We start from the raw sequence: 16,622 nt of genomic DNA, 5'->3' as shown, positions 1-16,622 counted from the left end.
TTTATTTTTCTACTAAAACGCTGGCAATTGCCAATACGCCTTCTTCATGTCCAACAAACCCCATTTTTTCACCACGGGTCGCTTTTACACTAACACAATCAACATCACATTCACAGACAGAAGCAATATTTGCTCGCATCTTTTGAATATGTGGTGCCATTTTCGGCTTTTCAATATTGATCGTTGAATCAACATTAACAAGATGATAGCCTTTCTCTTTCATCATCTCTACACAGCCTTTTAAGATCAGCATCGAATCCATGCCTTCTGTACTTGATGCTGTATCAGGAAAATGTTTTCCAAGATCACCTAATGCCAAGGCTCCTAAAATTGCTTCAGCAATCGCGTGCAGGAGGGCATCGGCATCACTGTGTCCATAACATCCCTTCACATGTTCAATCTCTACTCCACCCAATATCAGCTTACGTCCTTCTACGAGCTGATGGATATCCATCGCATTTCCTATTCGTATCATAATTTCTCCTCTTGAATGGCTTTATTATAACACTTTTTCTACAAAAATACTTTTCTTATATGAATTTACATATTTATTATAAACTGGATCTAAGGGTTATTTCTTTAAGATGACAACTCTAATTGACAAATTGTAAACTTCCTTTTCTTGCAAATAAAACTTACAAATTCTATACTACAAGTAGATGAAGGGAGTGCTATTATGTCATTAGGAAAAAACATTTACAATTTAAGAAAAGAAAAAGGATATTCGCAAGAGGAGCTTGCTCATAAATGCAATGTTTCCCGACAGGCGATCAGCAAATGGGAAGCCGATGAGGTCATGCCGGACACCAATAATCTTTTAATGCTCAGCAAGATCTTTCATATTACGATTGATGAGTTACTAGAAAATGAAGTTCATACGGCAAAGCCTGATACATTTGATAAAAGTGTTCGTCTTGTCAGAAAACACTGGGCAAAAATTGGTTACTATCTCATATACTCCGGTATCGTTGCTCTCGTTTTCTATTTTTTATCAAGAGCAATGACGTCATCATTCTTAAGATCTGGATCGATGTATGGTGACTTTTTCAATGATTTTACGAATCCCGTCGCAGATCCTTTTACATTCATGTCCAACTTTGTACTTATTTTTGGTATCATCATATTAGCTGCAGGAATCGGTCTTGTTATCTACGATTATCGAAAAAATAAAAAGAAATAATAGGGATGTAATAAAAAGGGCATAAGTAAATTACCACCAGCAAAGCTGGTGGCTTTTCGTTGCCCTATAAGGGCCTCTTGCTTTGCGGCGTCTTAAGACGCATGAAAGGATCTGACAGTCGCAATCCCTATTTTACTTTTTTAAATGGTTCATCGAATTCTTTGAAGCTTATTTGATCATACATCATATCTTCTTTTTCTTGATTTCTTATATATTCCTCTACTGCTTTTTGATTCAATCCTACTGTAGATACATAATATCCTCTGGCCCAAAAATGTCTGTTTCCATGCTTATATTTCAAATTTGCATGTCTTTCCTCAATTTGCCATATATTTCTTTCCTTCTGTATTTTGGTATAAATATAATATGATATTTACAAATCCATTTTGTGTGTGATAAACTACTTTCGTCCATGGACATCCTCCTTTGCTTAATGTCGTGGCTGTCAGACCCACTCCATTATAGCAAAGGAGCTTTTTGTTTTCTTTATCGCTATCGCTTCTTTGGCTCCACTTGCATAGCAAGTGGTTTTATAGAGAATAAATAACCACCGTCAAAACCGGTGGTTTTTAGCCGTGCTTACACAGCGTATGTCACTCCGCCTTTTGCTTCCTGTTTCCCACTGCCCGTAAACGGGTCTTTGATCTTGGACACTGTGATATAATAACTGCGTACATTTACTTATTGTTTGTATGCAGAAAGTTGTTGTACGTGTTTGAATAAGAAAGGAAATATAAAAAAGGAAAATTTCTGATGGCCTTCAGCATATAAAAAACAGTATAACTCATTTTTCTGAGTTACACTGTATCTTAAAAAAACTTTTCTTAACGAGTCAAAACTGACACTTTTTTACTCAACATCTATCTCCTCAGCATCTGAATCAATGACCATATTCTCTACTTTCGATTTAAAATCTTTTACCTTCTTGCTTAGAATAAAGATCGTAACCAAATCACTGATGCCATTTATGATCAGCGAAATACCGACAAACACGATCACTGATAAATACGCCGCAAAAGGATAAAAGACCATCAAAAAACCCAAAACAACACTGATCACAGCTACAATCATCACGATCCACCATCGATCATAACCCAATCTTTTCAAATCCCATGCATTTTGTATTTTCACTACACTGTCGACCATGACAACAATACCTAATACTACAGGCAGCGTTCCGATCAATATTTCGGGAACCACGATCACATAAATACCGATTGCCGCTCCTAAAATACCCTGTACAAGATCATAGCGATAGTTGACAAAAGGTGATTTTGTCCTTTGATACAAGATCAGATGGAAAATACCATAGATGATTGCAAGCCCGCCAATCAGATAACAGATCACATAGCCGCTCACTTCCGGAAATACGACAAGAATCAATCCTAATATCAGATAAAAGACAGCCAGCAGAACCATGTTCCTTTTTAATTCCTTGATCATATCTAACATTTTGTATCACCTCTATGACTATTATATCCGTCTTTGATCATACTTTCCAATTTCTTCTTACATATTTACTATTTTGGTGAAATCTAAACCCACCAAATCAATAAAATGAATATCTCAAAGAATGGTCATATGATGATAACAGCATAAGCTTTTAAAGAGAGTTTTTTATAATTTACCTCTTCTAAAATAATTGATATAATGATGAATCGAAGAGGTGATTCCATGGATAAGATGAATCTTTTGATCATTGAGGATAATAATGATATCAATGACATGATCGTCCAATATTTACATAGCCATGATTTTAAATGTCAACAGGCTTATTCAGGTACCGAAGGTCTTCTATATTTTAAAACCCATGAATATGATCTTATCATATTAGATCTTATGCTGCCGGGAATGGATGGTGAAACGGTATTATCAAAAATCAGAGAAACATCGGAGATTCCTATCATTGTCCTGACCGCTAAAGACAGTTTAAATAGCAAAGTTGAAATATTAGGTGCAGGAGCCGATGATTATCTGTGTAAACCTTTTGAATTAGAAGAATTATTGGCACGAATCCATGTTCAATTAAGAAAGAGAAATAAAACTTCTTCCAATTCCTCAATATTTAAAAAGCTTGTCTTAAACAGTGAAAAATTTGATGCTTCTATTGATGAAACACCTTTAATGCTTACAAAGCATGAATATTATATCTTAGAGCTTTTGATCAAGAATCCTAAAAGAGTTTTCACGAAACAGGAAATTTATGAATATGCATGGAATGATTCCTATTACGGCGATGATAAAACGATCAATGTACATATCAGCAATATTCGCAAGAAAATAGGTAAGATCACAGATGAAGAATATATCAAGACCGTTTGGGGCATCGGTTTTAAAATGGCTGAGTAATTTCAGCTTTTTCTTTATACTTTATACTTTCTTTATAATTGCTTTGTACTTTTTAAAACTTTCTTCGTTATAATAAAACCACATGTAAGGAGGAGGCTCATAATGAGTGAAAATATTGTTGAAATTATTGATCTATGTAAAACATATAAGGATACCAAAGCCGTAGATCATATTCATATGACAATTCAAAAAGGTGATATCTATGGTTTTATCGGCAGAAACGGTGCCGGTAAGTCCACGACCCTAAAAATGATTGCCGGTATGATTTTTCCTACATCGGGTGAGATTCGTTTATTTGGTGAAGCAAGAAATCAATTTACTGCCCGAAGAATCGGCTCGCTGATTGAAAATCCCGGCCTCTACCCAAATCTTTCTGCCTTTGACAATATGAACTTAAAAGCAATCGCAATGGGACTTAAGGATAAAGAAAAAATCAATGAATATTTACATTTGGTACAACTTGACCCTCAGGATAAAAAAATCGTAAAGAAGTTTTCACTGGGGATGAAGCAACGCTTAGGTATTGCATTAGCTTTACTTGGAAATCCTGACTTGTTAATTCTTGATGAACCTATCAATGGTCTTGATCCGGAAGGAATCCGGGAAATCAGAGAAGTAATTCAATATCTCAATGAAACTAAAAAAATTACGATTCTTATCAGCAGTCATATCCTGCTGGAATTAAGCAAGATCGCAACACGCTATGGAATCATCCGCAACGGACAAATGATAGAAGAAATCAGCGCTAAGGAATTAGATGAGAAATGCCGCAACTATCTTTCAGTAAAAGTAAGCAGTGCTGACAGAGCACTATCTTTATTAGAAGAAAATTTAGATATTCACGATTATACCATTCATGAAAATAATGAAATCCGACTCTATGACGATATTGAAAGTGCAGCTGTCACATCTCTTTTAAGTCAGCATGATATACAAATCTATCAGATTTATTATCAAAAACAGGATCTTGAATCTTATTTCTTAGAAAAGACCGGAGGAAACAATCATGATTAATATCATACGATCAGAATTATCAAGACTTTTTAAAAGCAAAGGATTCTACATATCTTTAATCATCTATATCGCCATATATGTGTTATGTATCTTCATGCAAATAAATGCACAGGAATCTTTGGGCTTTCAAAGCGGCTCTATTAATGAACCCGGCCTTTATATATCAGTTGATACGGTGATAACTTCGATGAATGCATTTGCGACGACCTTTGGTTATATCTTTGGTGTTTTAGTATTAGGAATCTATTTATCCTCTTTTGTTACTTTTGAATATTCCAGTGGTTTTATTAAGAATATTGCGGTATTGTCTAATGGCAGAAAAGCTGTCATCTTATCAAAGATAGCTGTTGCTTTTACGATGAGTGTATTCATCCTGATGATTTCTTATGGACTAAGTTTCATTTTAGGAAGCAGTTTGATCGATTCATTTGAAATTGAATCTTTATCTGTTATTCTCTATTCCATGAGCTTTCTTTTATTAGTATCACTTGCGGTATTTTCTTTAATTATATTTATCTGTACTTTATTTAAAAATAAGACAGCCGGCATCGTTTTAGTCTTTCTGATTGCTTCTGGCATGCTGATGCCTTTTATCAGCAGTATTTTAGATATGATCCACCTCACCTCTTTATCTGAATATACGCTTTCTTACCTTTTTATGAATACTGTACCAACAGGTGGTGATTTATGGGTAAAAGCAATTTTTATTTCAATCTTTTATATAATTGTATATAATATTCTCAGCATAGGAATCACCCAAAAAAGAGATTTATAAAAGAAGGGAGTGTTAAGCAATGATTTTATTATGTATCATCCTAAGTATCATCACGATCATTTGCTTAACTCTTCTTTTGAGTATGTTACATGATATCAAAAAAATAAATGAACAGATCGATTATAAAAACCGGCATGAAAGTCATTTTGAGATCTTCACTCAAAGCAATCAAAATCAGATAAAAAAGCTTCAGAATCATCTTAATGCATTATATGAAGAAATCCAGGCAATTCAGGAACAGGCATCTAAAAAAGAAAAAGAAATGCAGACGCTGATGTCCGGTATCTCACACGATATTCGAACACCATTGACTAGCATGCAGGGATATTTAAAACTCATTGATGAAACGAAAGATGAGAAGGAAAAGAAAAAATATCTTAAAACAATCGAATACCGTTTAGATACGTTAAAAGCAATACTGGAAGATTTATTTCTTCATTCAAAGATAAGTGATTGCGATTATAAGCTTCAAAAGGAAAATATCGAAATCTATCCTTTGATATGTAAAGTCATGGCTTCTTTTTATTATGATTTTGAAGAAAAAGGAATAGAGCCTGTCATACATTTTTCAAATGAGCATCTTCAAATCCTTGCCAATCAGGATATGATCATTCGTATGATTCAAAATTTGATCAATAATGTTTTGAAGCATGGAAAGGATAGTTTTGAAATCCGTGAAGAGAATGGAGTGATTTATTTTATGAATACGATCGCCCAATCAGATCAGATTGATGTAGAAAGCTTATTTGACCGCTTTTATAAAAATGATCATGCTCGTCATAGTGATTCTACCGGTTTAGGTTTATCTATCGTAAAAGAAATCGTTCAGAAACATAATTGGAAGATAGATGCCATCATTGAACATGATTTATTAAAAATTCGAATCGATATGAAGTAATTTATATAATGTATATAAGAAAAAAGCTGAAAATAAAACTTATTGTTCTATCTTCAGCTTTTCGTTTTCTTCATCATATTTACTTAATATCACTTTATCTTCTTTCAGAGATGCCTGTACATCAATAATACGTTGATTCAATGATCCTTTGAATTTGAGCTGATAGTGTTTTTGATCATTGATAAAACGTCCATCGACCAATACATCTACATATTGAAGCAATTCAAAACAATCTTTCTTTTCAAGCAGTTCTTCATAAAGATAACCACTGTAAGCCCATATATTTAAGTTCTTTTTCTTTGCCGCCTTAGCAATTTCTATAAGAGGCAGGGGCTGTTCGAAAGGTTCTCCTCCTGAAAAGGTAATTCCCTGTTGCAGCTTGATGTCATCCAACAGCGCAATGATCGTTTCCACATCCTCTTCAAAGCCGCCGTTGTAATCATGGGTCTGCGGGTTATGACAAAACGGGCAGTGATGCGGACAGCCCTGTGTCCAAACAACGATCCTTAATCCCGGTCCATCGACGATACTGTCAATATTGCACTTGCCTGCTAATCTTATTTTCATCTCAGACATGTTTTACACGATCATGCTCTTCAGCTCTTTTCGCATCATTAAAACGATCGACCGTTCCTACCAGATATCCTGTGATACGGCGGATCTTATCGAATTTTACTTCACCTTTTGTTTCATCACGACCGCATTTCGGACAGCGATGTCCTTCGATAACACCCGAATAACCACAAACCGGATCACGGTCTACCGGATGATTGATGCTTCCATAGCCCACACCGCTTTCCTTCATACAGCGCACAACCGCTTCAAAGGCTTCAAGATTGTTGCATGGATCCCCATCCATTTCCACATAAGAAATATGTCCGCCATTGGTCAGCTCATGATAAGGAGCTTCGATTTTAATCTTATCAAACGCACTGATATGATAGTAAACCGGCACATGGAAACTATTTGTATAATATTCACGGTCCGTTACACCTTCAATGATACCGAAACGCTTTTTATCCATACGTGTAAAGCGACCGGCCAATCCTTCTGCCGGAGTAGCAATCAATGAAAAATTCAAATGATCTATATTCATTTGCTGATCCATGCGCTCACGCATATGGGAAATGATCTTCAAGCCTAACTTCTGTGCCTCTTCGCTCTCTCCGTGATGAACACCGATACATGCTTTCAAGCATTCCGCAAGACCGATAAAACCTAACGTCAGGGTTCCTTGTTTCACGACATCTTCCAACGTATCATTCCAGCCCAGCTTATCTGAACCCCGCCATATTCCCTGTCCCATAAGGAAAGGAAAATTCTTAACTTTTTTATTGGACTGGATCACAAATCTTTCTTTTAACTGGGCAATCACCGCATCGATCTTAGAATCCAGCTCCGCAAAGAAACCAACCTCATCAAACTTACCTAATGTCACAACTCCATGCTTGATACCGATACGTGGAAGGTTGATCGATGTAAATGAACAGTTTCCTCTGCCTGTAACCGTTGACTCACCATTGATATTACCCACTACTCGTGTACGGCAGCCCATATAAGTCGCTTCTGAATCAACATTGCCCGGTATATAATACTGTTTATTGAAAGGGGCATCCAAAAATGAGAAATTCGGGAAAAGCCGCTTGGCTGAGCAGCGCATGCTTAGCTTGAAAAGATCATAGTTAGGATCTTCTTCATTGTAGCTGACCCCTTCTTTTACTTTAAAAATAAGGATCGGGAAGATAGGCGTTTCCCCATTTCCAAGCCCTGCTTCCTGTGCTAATATCAGATTCTTCGATACCATCCTTCCTTCTTCTGAAATATCCGTACCGAAGTTAATGCTTGAGAACGGCACCTGTGCACCTGCACGAGAATGCATCGTATTTAGATTATGGATAAAACCTTCCATGGACTGATATGTCTTTTTATCTGTTTCCTGGTAAGTTTCATCATAAGCAAATTTTTCTATCTTTTCAATATCACTTTCAGAAAGCTCATATTTATCTCTTAATAATTCTCTTTGTTCATCCAGATATTCCTCAGGCATATTGATTTTTGGATAAACACCTTTATTGTGTTCAATTGCTTTTAGATCATCTGAAACATTCACATCCAGGCCTTTAAACAATTCAACGGCCTTTTTCACATTTTGATAATATGTTTTCTTAAATGTCTTTTCAACGCCCGGCGCTAAATAATAATCAAAAGCAGGTACGCTCTGTCCGCCATGCTGGTCATTTTGATTGCTTTGAATAGCGATCGCTGCCAACGCTCCATAAGACATGATATCCTGTGGCTCTCTTAAAAATCCATGTCCCGTAGAAAAACCGCCTTTAAATAACTTTGAAAGATCAATCTGACAGCAAGTCAACGTTCCCATGTTCATAAAATCCATATCATGTACATGAATATCTCCATTTTCATGAAGCAGAGCATGCTCCGGATTCATCACCTGGCTCATACAGAATTCTTTTGAAACAGCACTTCCATACTGAAGCATGGTACCCATTGCCGTATTCCCATCAATATTGGCATTATCACGCTTCAGATCACTTTCATTTGAATCAGAAAAAGTTATTTCCTTGATCGATCTCATCAGACGACTCTTCATATTGCGGATATTCGTTCTTTCAGCGCGATATAGGATATACTTTTCACTTGTCTTCGCATGACCGGTTTCGATCAATACTTTTACGACTGCATCCTGCACCTGTTCCACAGAAGGAATAGAATCCCTATATTCTCTATTTAAAAGAGATACGACACGATCGGTCAGATACTCTGCGGTACTGTAATCTGCCTCTGTGCCCTCTTCTTTTGCCACCTGTGTAGCCGCTAAAAAAATGGCTCGTATGATTCGCTCCGGAATGAAATGATCTTCACGTCCATCTCTTTTTCTGATCTTAGTAATCATATGTAAAGCCTCCCAATTTCTTCTCTAAAATGTCCTTTGTTTTTTTTATTATAGACTTTTTAAATATCATTTACAATGTGTTTGACTATGAAAGTCATTTACATTTTTATGCCTTTTTTTGTCAAAAAAAGAAAAGAAATCAAACCCCTGTTATCAAAAAAATTGGTCTGATTTCCTCTTTTTTTCTATATCCGATTTGTACTGCCTACCACCTGCATTTTATCCATGACATATTGCTTGACATATTCACGCCCTCTTGTTCCGTATTTCTTCGGATCGAAGACTTCCGGGTTTTCAGCCAATATTTCCTTGACCCCTTTCGTATAGGCAATTCTTAGATCCGTGGCATAATTGACCTTGCAGATACCACACTTTACACATTCTTTTACGACATCATCATCAACACCGCTGGTTCCATGGAGCACTAAAGGAATATCTACGACTTTGCGGATTGCACTTAAACGCTCCAGATCCAGCTTCGGTGCATGCTTATACACGCCATGAGCTGTACCGATCGCAACTGCTAATGAATCACAATTGGTGCGTTCTACAAATTCTTTTGCCTTTTGTGGATCGGTATAGCCTCCTTCACCATTATCAAGACTATCCTCTTTGCCACCTACCGTACCCAGCTCTGCTTCCACAGGAATACCAGCACCATGAGCCGCTTGTACCACTGCTGATGTCAAAGCGATATTTTCTTCAAATGACTTTGGAGAACCATCGATCATGATCGAAGTATAACCACACCTAAATGTCTGCATCGCTAATTCAAAGCTATTGCCATGATCCAAATGAACCGCTATCGGTACCACTGATTTCTGTGCCAATGCCTTGACATTCGCAAAATATAAATCAGGACTTGCATACTTTAATGTAGATGGCGTCGTCTGAATGATGACTGGTGAACGCATTTCTTCGGCAGCGGCAATGACCGCCTGTACCATTTCCATATTTTCCACATTGAAGGCACCTACTGCATAGTGATTCTTTTGTGCTTCAAGAAGCATTTCTTTCGTTGTTACTAACATAACACCACTCCATTTCAGCTATTATCAGCTGTCCCCATTATAACGCAGTCCATTTATTTCTTCAATGAAGATACCATATAAGAAAAGCAACAATTTCTTTACTGGTTTTAGCTTGCACCCATGATGCCATCTACTGCATAGATAAAACCGCTTCTCTTCGTCCGACGATTACGACATTTGCCCCTTCTTTCGCATAACGCACAGCTTGGCTTTTACGATACCCAAACCTTTTCCATCAAGCTTCATCTTTATTCTTCCTTTGATACTTCAATTGGTTACCCGGTATATACCAGAAAGTTGACAATAAAAAAACTCAAGCTCTTCGATTTCAAGCCTGAGTTTACATGAGAACCCGTCAACAATATGAAAACTGTTTGTTCATCGATTATAATTTCAAGAATTTTTCAACATCCAGTACAAAGATCGTTGCGCCACCCACCTGTACTTCAACAGGGAATGAAGCAAATCTTCCGATATCATAAGAAGATGTTGCAGGTACGACCTCTGTTCTTCTTGATGAATATTCACCGATCACTTCAATAGCTTTATCGACTTTTTCATTTTCACAACCAATCAAAAGCGTTGTGTTGCCGGCTCTTAAAAATCCTCCTGTAGTTGCAAGACGAGTCACTGAGTACCCTTCTTTTGTCAAGGCGCTTGATGCAGTAGGTGCATCATCATTTGACATGATAGCTAAAATAAGTTTCATTATATCACCTCTCTATATATGTATTATACCATAAATTTCTTTTCATCATGTGAACAAATTGTCATTAATCAGACATTAAACCTAAAATGCACCACATCTCCATCTTGAACAAGATAATCTTTTCCTTCGATTCTAAGCTTTCCTGCTTCTTTGATCGCAGCTTCGCTTTCATAATGATCGATATCCTCAAAGCGATAAACCTCTGCTTTAATAAAGCCTCTTTGAAAATCACTATGAATGATTCCGGCACATTCAGGAGCACTCATGCCCTTTTTAAACGTCCATGCACGACATTCATCTTCTCCGGCTGTCAGGAAGGTACATAAGCCTAGGATATTGTAAGCCGCTTTGACAACCTTGTCCAAACCACTTTCCTCAATACCGAGATCCTGTAAGAACATTTCCTTATCTTCCTTATCCATTTCAGAAAGTTCTTCTTCGATTTTTGCACTGATCGGAATAACAAGATTATTTTCACTTGCCGCATATTCACATACCTTCTGATAATATCCATTGCTTTCAGGATCACCAATATCGTCTTCACTCATATTCGCAACATAGATCATCGGTTTTAAGGTCAATAAAGAATAATTTTTCACCAGAAGATATTCTTCCTTATCCAAATCAACGCTTCTGGCCGCTTTGCCTTCCAAAAGCACGGCCTGTAATTTCTTTAATACCTCAAGCTCAGCCATGGCATCCTTATCTCTTGTCGTCAAAGCCTTACGCTCTACCTTGCTGATACGATTTTCCACGGTCTGTAAATCGGCCAATGTCAGTTCCAAATTAATGATCTCGATATCACGAATCGGATCGACACTGCCCTCTACATGGGTAATGTTTGCATCATCAAAGCATCGTACCACATGAGCGATCGCATCACATGTACGGATATTGCTTAAAAACTGATTACCTAAACCTTCACCCTTACTGGCACCCTTTACAAGACCTGCGATATCCGTAAATTCAAAAGTTGTGTAAATCTTCTTTTTCGGATGAAAGATCTCCGCCAGACGATCGATACGTGCATCCGGCACCTCCACGACACCTACATTCGGCTGAATCGTCGCAAACGGATAGTTGGCAGCTTCAACCTGACTTTTCGTAATTGCATTAAATAGCGTAGACTTTCCTACATTCGGCAAGCCTACGATTCCCGCTGTTAACGGCATACTTCCTCACCTCAAATTTCTTCCCTTAGTTTAATCATTTCTTCTTCATTATTCAAGAGGAGTTTGACTTCTTTGTACAACTTTCTTGCACTTTTTCTCAAATTCGCTTCTCGGAAACAACACGCTGGCACCACATCCCTGACATTTGATACGAATATCCGCACCCATACGAATGATCTTCCAATACTTGCTTTTATGACAAGGATGCTCTTTTTTCATTTCCACAATATCATTTAAATCGTATTCCATATTTACCCCCTTCTCTGATAAGCAAAAATCAGATTTCTCATCAGCATTGAGTTCGTAACTACACCTACACCTTTGGGTACCGGCGATATCCTGCTTACCTGATCGATGACATCATCAAAATCAACATCACCGCACATCTTTCCATCTTCATCATAATTAATACCTACATCAATTACTACCGCACCTTTTTTCAACCAATTCTTTTTGATCATCTTAGGAACGCCTGCTGCCGCGATAAGCACATCGGCATGAGAACAGATCCTTTCAATATTCAAGCTTTTGGAATGTACCACGGTAACGCTGGCATGCTCATTCAGGCATAACTGTGCTACCGGCTTCCCGATCACATTGCTGCGTCCTACCACAACAACTTCTTTACCGTCCAGACTTAAATCAACTGCATGAATGAATTCCATGGCACTCAAAGCCGTACATGGAACAAAAGTCGGCTGTCCCTGATAAAAAAGCCCTGTATTCAAAGGATGAAGCCCATCTACATCCTTTGAAGGATCAATTTCTAACACGATTTTTTCCCGGTTCATATGGGAAGGCAGCGGCATTTGCAGCAGAATGCCATCAATACTGATCATCTTATTATAGCTGTGAATCGTACGGATCAATTCAAAATCACCGATCGATTCATCTAAAACGATCGTTTCAAGCTCAATTTTAACTTTGTCACATTTTTTTTGAAGGCCCTTCATATAAGCGGCGCTTGCAGGATGATTTCCGACAGCGATACAGACAAGCTTAGGAATCCTTCGTCCTCTGCTGCGGTATTCTTCCACAAACTCAATGGTTCTTTGATCCAATCTTTCTGCGATATCTTTTCCATATATACATTTATTTTCCATTGAATAGCACCTCACTGTCCAGCATGATCGTAATCGGACCATCATTCAACAATTCTATCTTCATATCTGCACCAAAGATCCCCTCTTCAACATGAAGTCCTCTTTTTCTCAGCGCATCATTGAAATAATCATATAAATTACTTGCCATTTGTTTACCGGCACTCATTTCAAAACCCGGACGTCTTCCCTTTACGCAATTCGCATACAAGGTAAACTGCGAAACAGACAAAATATCTCCTTTTACATCCTCAATCGAAAGATTCATTTTTCCATTCGCATCATCATTGATCCGCAAATGATAAATTTTATCGGCCATCATATCTGCAACCTTTTCATCATCTGTATGGGTAATACCTACAAGAAGCAGATAGCCTCGTTCAATTTTACCCGTTATCTGATCATTTACCCGACAGCTTGCATATGCCACTCTCTGTAACAATACTCTCATGATATCACCGTTATCATTATACATGAAATTGCGTTTGAAAGAAACCGCTCACTACTTAAAAAGAGCGATATTTTATGATAGAATAAACGCATGGAACCTTTAGCATACAGAATGCGTCCCGAACGCCTGGATGAAGTGATCGGACAAAAGCATTTGATCGGAAAAAATGGAATTTTAAGGAAATGTGTTGAAAATAAAAAACTGTTTTCAATGATTTTATATGGTCCTGCCGGCTGCGGCAAGACGACATTGGCACGTGTGCTTGCCAACGAATGTGAACTTCCCTTTCGTTTATTCAATGCCGTTACCGGCAATAAAAAAGAATTAGATCAGCTGTTTGAGGAAAGCCGCTTTTTTAATGGTCTGGTCGTGATCATTGATGAAGTACACCGCCTCAACAAAGATAAACAGGATCTGTTGCTTCCCTATGTGGAAAGCGGCGCCATTATCCTGATTGGTGCAACGACCGGCAATCCCTTATTTGTCATCAATCCTGCCATTCGTTCACGCTGTCACCTTTTGGAAGTAAAAAGCAATTCCGAAGAGGATGTCGTCACAGCCATCCATCATGCCATACAAAGTGAAAAAGGCTTAAAAAATGAAGTAACGATTGATGATAATGCAGCATATATCATTGCCCGTCATGTAAACGGCGATATCCGTTATGCCTTAAATATCTTGGAAATCTGTGCGTTTGCCTGTGAGGATCATAAAATTACCCGTGACACGATCCTCCAATTCACCCAGATCCCTAATTTTGCCATCGATAAAAATGATGACGGTCATTACGATACCTTAAGCGCTTTTCAAAAATCAATCCGCGGCAGTGATGTCAATGCTGCCCTCTATTATCTTGGACGCCTCATCCTGGCAAGCGACATGGATTCAATTGAAAGAAGACTGATCACTACTGCTTATGAGGATATCGGACTTGGCAATCCGGCCGCTGTCGCCCGCTGTGTGACTGCCGTAGATGCCGCAAAACGCGTCGGCTTCCCGGAAGCACGCATCATCTTAAGTCAGGCAGTCATCGATCTTACTTTATCCCCAAAATCAAAATCAGCAGAAACGGCAATCGACAGTGCCCTGGCATCATTAAAGAAACAGACCTTGCCAATCCCTGATTATCTGCGCTTCACTCCTGTGAACATGCGTGAAGAATTAAAATATGATTATGGACGCAGCGATATCTGGCCAAAGCTGCAGTATCTGCCGGATAAGATCAAAGATGCGAAATTCTATATTCCCGAAAATACCAGTACCTATGAAAAAACGCTGGCATCAAATTATGAAAAGATCAATCAGACCAAACGTACAAATCGCATCGATCTGTTAAAAAAGAAATAAAATAATTGAAGGAGTTGTAGTTATGATCATCCATATCGTTCATTCTAAAAACAGTTATTGCGTTGATGTTGAAAAAGGCATTACCGCTGAAAAGCTATATCTTAGTTTAAACGAAAAAAACACAAAGAAAGTCTTGCTTTGCAAAGTAGACAACAGTTATCGTGATCTGAATCATAAGATCACCCGCCCATGTCATGTCGAATTTCTTGACATGAGTGATAACTATGCTTGGCTTGTCTATCAAAACAGCTTGATCCTTTTATATGAAAAAGCTGTTTTTGACATTCTGGGCAATGTACAGGTCAACGTATCCAACTCTTTGAACAAGGGGTTATATACCACGATCAAAGGAAATATAACTGCAGAGGATATTAAACGAATCGAAAAGCGAATGAGAGAACTCGTTGACGCACAGCTGCCCATCACAAAAAAACATATTCATCGCAAAGAGCTTTTACAGCTTGTCAATTATTTCAACAGCAGAGATAGGAGCCGTCTGATCCTTTCCTCAGAAAATATTCAAGATGTTGAGGTATATTCGCTTGATTCTTATAAAGAGCTTTTTTATGGCCTTCTTGTACCCAACACTTCTTATTTAGAGCTCTTTGAACTAAAAAAATATCGCAATGGCATCTTGCTTCGATATCCACATATCAGCCAGCCAGATGAAATGCCTCCTTATGAAGACCAGAAGCTTCTCTATGATGCTTTTTCAGAAGCAACCCTATGGGAAAGATTGATGGGAGTCAGCTACGTTGCAGATTTAAATGAAAAAATCAAAAACAATGATTATCAGGATCTGATCATGTTACAGGAAGCACTCCATGAAAAGAAGATCTCAGATATCGCGGATCAGATCAAACAGGAAAATAAACGCATCATCCTGATATGCGGTCCTTCCTCATCGGGAAAAACTTCTTTTGCGAAACGACTGTGTATTCAAATGCGTGTCATTGGTTTAAAACCTCTTTATTTAGGAACTGACGATTATTTCGTAGAAAGAAGTGAAACTGTCTTGGATGAGAATGGTGAAAAAGACTATGAAAGCATCCAAGCTGTTGACATTGAGCTTTTCAATAAACAAATCAATGACCTTCTTAACGGTCAAAAAGTAGATCTGCCTGCCTTTGACTTTATCAACGGGACAAAGATCTTCGGACAGCGGATCGTTTCGATTGACAAAAATCAGCCGATCGTTATTGAAGGGATCCATGCACTCAATCAGATATTAACAAAAGACATCAATGATAACGAAAAGTTTAAGATATACATCAGTCCTTTGACATCCCTGAACATCGATCATATCAACCGTATTCCGACAACAGATGCGAGAATGTTAAGAAGGCTTGTCCGCGATCACCAATTCCGAGGACGCCCTGCCAGTCAGACAATCTGCGATTGGCCAAAAGTACGCAAAGGCGAAGACCAAAATATCTTTCCTTTCATCGATCAGGCTGATATCTTCTTCAATACCAATTATATCTATGAGCTTGCCGTTCTAAAAAAATATGCTCAACCTCTTTTAGAAAGCGTTCATCCCGATGAAAAAGAGTATGCCGAAGCTCAAAGAATGCTTTCATTCTTACGATTTTTTGAAAAGATCGAAGATGATTCCGCCATTGCCAATCAATCCATCTTACGGGAGTTTATCGGCGGAAGCATCTTATTATCAAAATAACTGC

The 16,622-nt window shown here is 38.0% G+C and carries 17 protein-coding genes and 1 pseudogene; 7 read left to right on the top strand and 11 right to left on the bottom strand.

Annotated elements, in window-relative coordinates:
- Position 1: 1 nt before the first annotated feature.
- Positions 2–475, bottom strand: coding sequence for a 2-C-methyl-D-erythritol 2,4-cyclodiphosphate synthase (ispF, locus tag ACZYT3_RS03610; RefSeq protein WP_464087721.1), 474 nt, complete (start codon positions 473–475; stop codon positions 2–4).
- A 201-nt stretch (positions 476–676) separates the two neighbouring features.
- Between ispF and ACZYT3_RS03605 the strand changes: the two genes are divergently transcribed.
- Entirely contained in the window at positions 677–1,180 is a 504-nt protein-coding gene (locus ACZYT3_RS03605) for a helix-turn-helix domain-containing protein (RefSeq protein ID WP_464087720.1), read from the top strand.
- A gap of 127 nt (positions 1,181–1,307) precedes the next feature.
- Here the strand turns inward: ACZYT3_RS03605 and ACZYT3_RS03600 are convergent.
- A pseudogene (locus tag ACZYT3_RS03600) lies at positions 1,308–1,594 on the bottom strand (transposase).
- A gap of 435 nt (positions 1,595–2,029) precedes the next feature.
- Positions 2,030–2,632, bottom strand: coding sequence for an HdeD family acid-resistance protein (locus tag ACZYT3_RS03595; protein ID WP_464087719.1), 603 nt, complete (start codon positions 2,630–2,632; stop codon positions 2,030–2,032).
- A gap of 222 nt (positions 2,633–2,854) precedes the next feature.
- Between ACZYT3_RS03595 and ACZYT3_RS03590 the strand changes: the two genes are divergently transcribed.
- From ACZYT3_RS03590 to ACZYT3_RS03575, 4 genes are all read left to right on the top strand, one after another.
- Positions 2,855–3,529 carry a response regulator transcription factor gene (locus ACZYT3_RS03590; RefSeq protein WP_464087718.1) on the top strand — a complete coding sequence of 225 codons (675 nt, stop codon included), beginning with the start codon at positions 2,855–2,857 and terminating at the stop codon, positions 3,527–3,529.
- Positions 3,530–3,631: 102 nt separating this feature from the next.
- Positions 3,632–4,543: an ATP-binding cassette domain-containing protein gene (locus tag ACZYT3_RS03585; RefSeq protein ID WP_464087717.1), complete on the top strand. Its 912-nt coding sequence runs from the start codon at positions 3,632–3,634 to the stop codon at positions 4,541–4,543.
- Entirely contained in the window at positions 4,536–5,318 is a 783-nt protein-coding gene (locus ACZYT3_RS03580) for an ABC transporter permease (RefSeq protein ID WP_464087716.1), read from the top strand. The genes ACZYT3_RS03585 and ACZYT3_RS03580 overlap by 8 nt, the downstream gene beginning before the upstream one ends.
- 19 nt (positions 5,319–5,337) lie before the next feature.
- Entirely contained in the window at positions 5,338–6,216 is an 879-nt protein-coding gene (locus ACZYT3_RS03575) for a sensor histidine kinase (protein WP_464087715.1), read from the top strand.
- A gap of 39 nt (positions 6,217–6,255) precedes the next feature.
- Here the strand turns inward: ACZYT3_RS03575 and nrdG are convergent, their stop codons facing one another.
- The 8 genes from nrdG to dtd all read right to left on the bottom strand — a co-directional run bounded on the left by nrdG (position 6,256) and on the right by dtd (position 13,593).
- Positions 6,256–6,783, bottom strand: coding sequence for an anaerobic ribonucleoside-triphosphate reductase activating protein (nrdG, locus tag ACZYT3_RS03570; protein WP_294562930.1), 528 nt, complete (start codon positions 6,781–6,783; stop codon positions 6,256–6,258).
- Between the two features lies 1 nt (position 6,784).
- Positions 6,785–9,130 (bottom strand): anaerobic ribonucleoside triphosphate reductase, encoded by a 2,346-nt coding sequence (locus tag ACZYT3_RS03565; protein WP_464087714.1) that lies wholly within the window; start codon positions 9,128–9,130, stop codon positions 6,785–6,787.
- A 185-nt stretch (positions 9,131–9,315) separates the two neighbouring features.
- On the bottom strand, positions 9,316–10,161 hold the full coding sequence (fba, locus tag ACZYT3_RS03560) for a class II fructose-1,6-bisphosphate aldolase (protein ID WP_464087713.1): 846 nt from the start codon (positions 10,159–10,161) through the stop codon (positions 9,316–9,318).
- A gap of 385 nt (positions 10,162–10,546) precedes the next feature.
- The gene (locus tag ACZYT3_RS03555; protein WP_294562154.1) at positions 10,547–10,870 is read right to left on the bottom strand and encodes a cyclic-di-AMP receptor; all 324 of its coding nucleotides are present in this window, start codon (positions 10,868–10,870) and stop codon (positions 10,547–10,549) included.
- Positions 10,871–10,938: 68 nt separating this feature from the next.
- Entirely contained in the window at positions 10,939–12,042 is a 1,104-nt protein-coding gene (gene ychF, locus ACZYT3_RS03550) for a redox-regulated ATPase YchF (protein WP_464087712.1), read from the bottom strand.
- Between the two features lie 48 nt (positions 12,043–12,090).
- On the bottom strand, positions 12,091–12,291 hold the full coding sequence (locus tag ACZYT3_RS03545) for a DUF951 domain-containing protein (protein ID WP_464087711.1): 201 nt from the start codon (positions 12,289–12,291) through the stop codon (positions 12,091–12,093).
- A gap of 2 nt (positions 12,292–12,293) precedes the next feature.
- Entirely contained in the window at positions 12,294–13,145 is an 852-nt protein-coding gene (locus ACZYT3_RS03540; protein ID WP_464087710.1) for a bifunctional 5,10-methylenetetrahydrofolate dehydrogenase/5,10-methenyltetrahydrofolate cyclohydrolase, read from the bottom strand.
- On the bottom strand, positions 13,135–13,593 hold the full coding sequence (dtd, locus tag ACZYT3_RS03535; RefSeq protein ID WP_464087709.1) for a D-aminoacyl-tRNA deacylase: 459 nt from the start codon (positions 13,591–13,593) through the stop codon (positions 13,135–13,137). The genes ACZYT3_RS03540 and dtd overlap by 11 nt, the downstream gene beginning before the upstream one ends.
- 90 nt (positions 13,594–13,683) lie before the next feature.
- Between dtd and ACZYT3_RS03530 the strand changes: the two genes are divergently transcribed.
- Together ACZYT3_RS03530 and ACZYT3_RS03525 are read left to right on the top strand one after the other, a co-directional pair.
- The gene (locus tag ACZYT3_RS03530; RefSeq protein ID WP_464087708.1) at positions 13,684–14,940 is read left to right on the top strand and encodes a replication-associated recombination protein A; all 1,257 of its coding nucleotides are present in this window, start codon (positions 13,684–13,686) and stop codon (positions 14,938–14,940) included.
- 22 nt (positions 14,941–14,962) lie between these two features.
- Positions 14,963–16,618, top strand: a complete 1,656-nt coding sequence (locus ACZYT3_RS03525) for a uridine kinase family protein (RefSeq protein ID WP_464087707.1) — start codon at positions 14,963–14,965, stop codon at positions 16,616–16,618.
- Positions 16,619–16,622: the final 4 nt, after the last annotated feature.

The sequence above is a fragment of the Traorella sp. mt218 genome (assembly GCF_055420025.1).
Note: the sequence above shows the minus strand (reverse complement) of the source record. Positions and strands in the feature narration are given on the sequence as shown.

What these genes read in the sequence shown, in the direction of transcription:
- ispF (WP_464087721.1), bottom strand. Translation starts at nt 475, where the DNA reads ATGATACGAATAGGAAATGCGATGGATATCCATCAGCTCGTAGAAGGA.
- ACZYT3_RS03605 (WP_464087720.1), top strand. Translation starts at nt 677, where the DNA reads ATGTCATTAGGAAAAAACATTTACAATTTAAGAAAAGAAAAAGGATAT.
- ACZYT3_RS03595 (WP_464087719.1), bottom strand. Translation starts at nt 2,632, where the DNA reads ATGTTAGATATGATCAAGGAATTAAAAAGGAACATGGTTCTGCTGGCT.
- ACZYT3_RS03590 (WP_464087718.1), top strand. Translation starts at nt 2,855, where the DNA reads ATGGATAAGATGAATCTTTTGATCATTGAGGATAATAATGATATCAAT.
- ACZYT3_RS03585 (WP_464087717.1), top strand. Translation starts at nt 3,632, where the DNA reads ATGAGTGAAAATATTGTTGAAATTATTGATCTATGTAAAACATATAAG.
- ACZYT3_RS03580 (WP_464087716.1), top strand. Translation starts at nt 4,536, where the DNA reads ATGATTAATATCATACGATCAGAATTATCAAGACTTTTTAAAAGCAAA.
- ACZYT3_RS03575 (WP_464087715.1), top strand. Translation starts at nt 5,338, where the DNA reads ATGATTTTATTATGTATCATCCTAAGTATCATCACGATCATTTGCTTA.
- nrdG (WP_294562930.1), bottom strand. Translation starts at nt 6,783, where the DNA reads ATGAAAATAAGATTAGCAGGCAAGTGCAATATTGACAGTATCGTCGAT.
- ACZYT3_RS03565 (WP_464087714.1), bottom strand. Translation starts at nt 9,130, where the DNA reads ATGATTACTAAGATCAGAAAAAGAGATGGACGTGAAGATCATTTCATT.
- fba (WP_464087713.1), bottom strand. Translation starts at nt 10,161, where the DNA reads ATGTTAGTAACAACGAAAGAAATGCTTCTTGAAGCACAAAAGAATCAC.
- ACZYT3_RS03555 (WP_294562154.1), bottom strand. Translation starts at nt 10,870, where the DNA reads ATGAAACTTATTTTAGCTATCATGTCAAATGATGATGCACCTACTGCA.
- ychF (WP_464087712.1), bottom strand. Translation starts at nt 12,042, where the DNA reads ATGCCGTTAACAGCGGGAATCGTAGGCTTGCCGAATGTAGGAAAGTCT.
- ACZYT3_RS03545 (WP_464087711.1), bottom strand. Translation starts at nt 12,291, where the DNA reads ATGGAATACGATTTAAATGATATTGTGGAAATGAAAAAAGAGCATCCT.
- ACZYT3_RS03540 (WP_464087710.1), bottom strand. Translation starts at nt 13,145, where the DNA reads ATGGAAAATAAATGTATATATGGAAAAGATATCGCAGAAAGATTGGAT.
- dtd (WP_464087709.1), bottom strand. Translation starts at nt 13,593, where the DNA reads ATGAGAGTATTGTTACAGAGAGTGGCATATGCAAGCTGTCGGGTAAAT.
- ACZYT3_RS03530 (WP_464087708.1), top strand. Translation starts at nt 13,684, where the DNA reads ATGGAACCTTTAGCATACAGAATGCGTCCCGAACGCCTGGATGAAGTG.
- ACZYT3_RS03525 (WP_464087707.1), top strand. Translation starts at nt 14,963, where the DNA reads ATGATCATCCATATCGTTCATTCTAAAAACAGTTATTGCGTTGATGTT.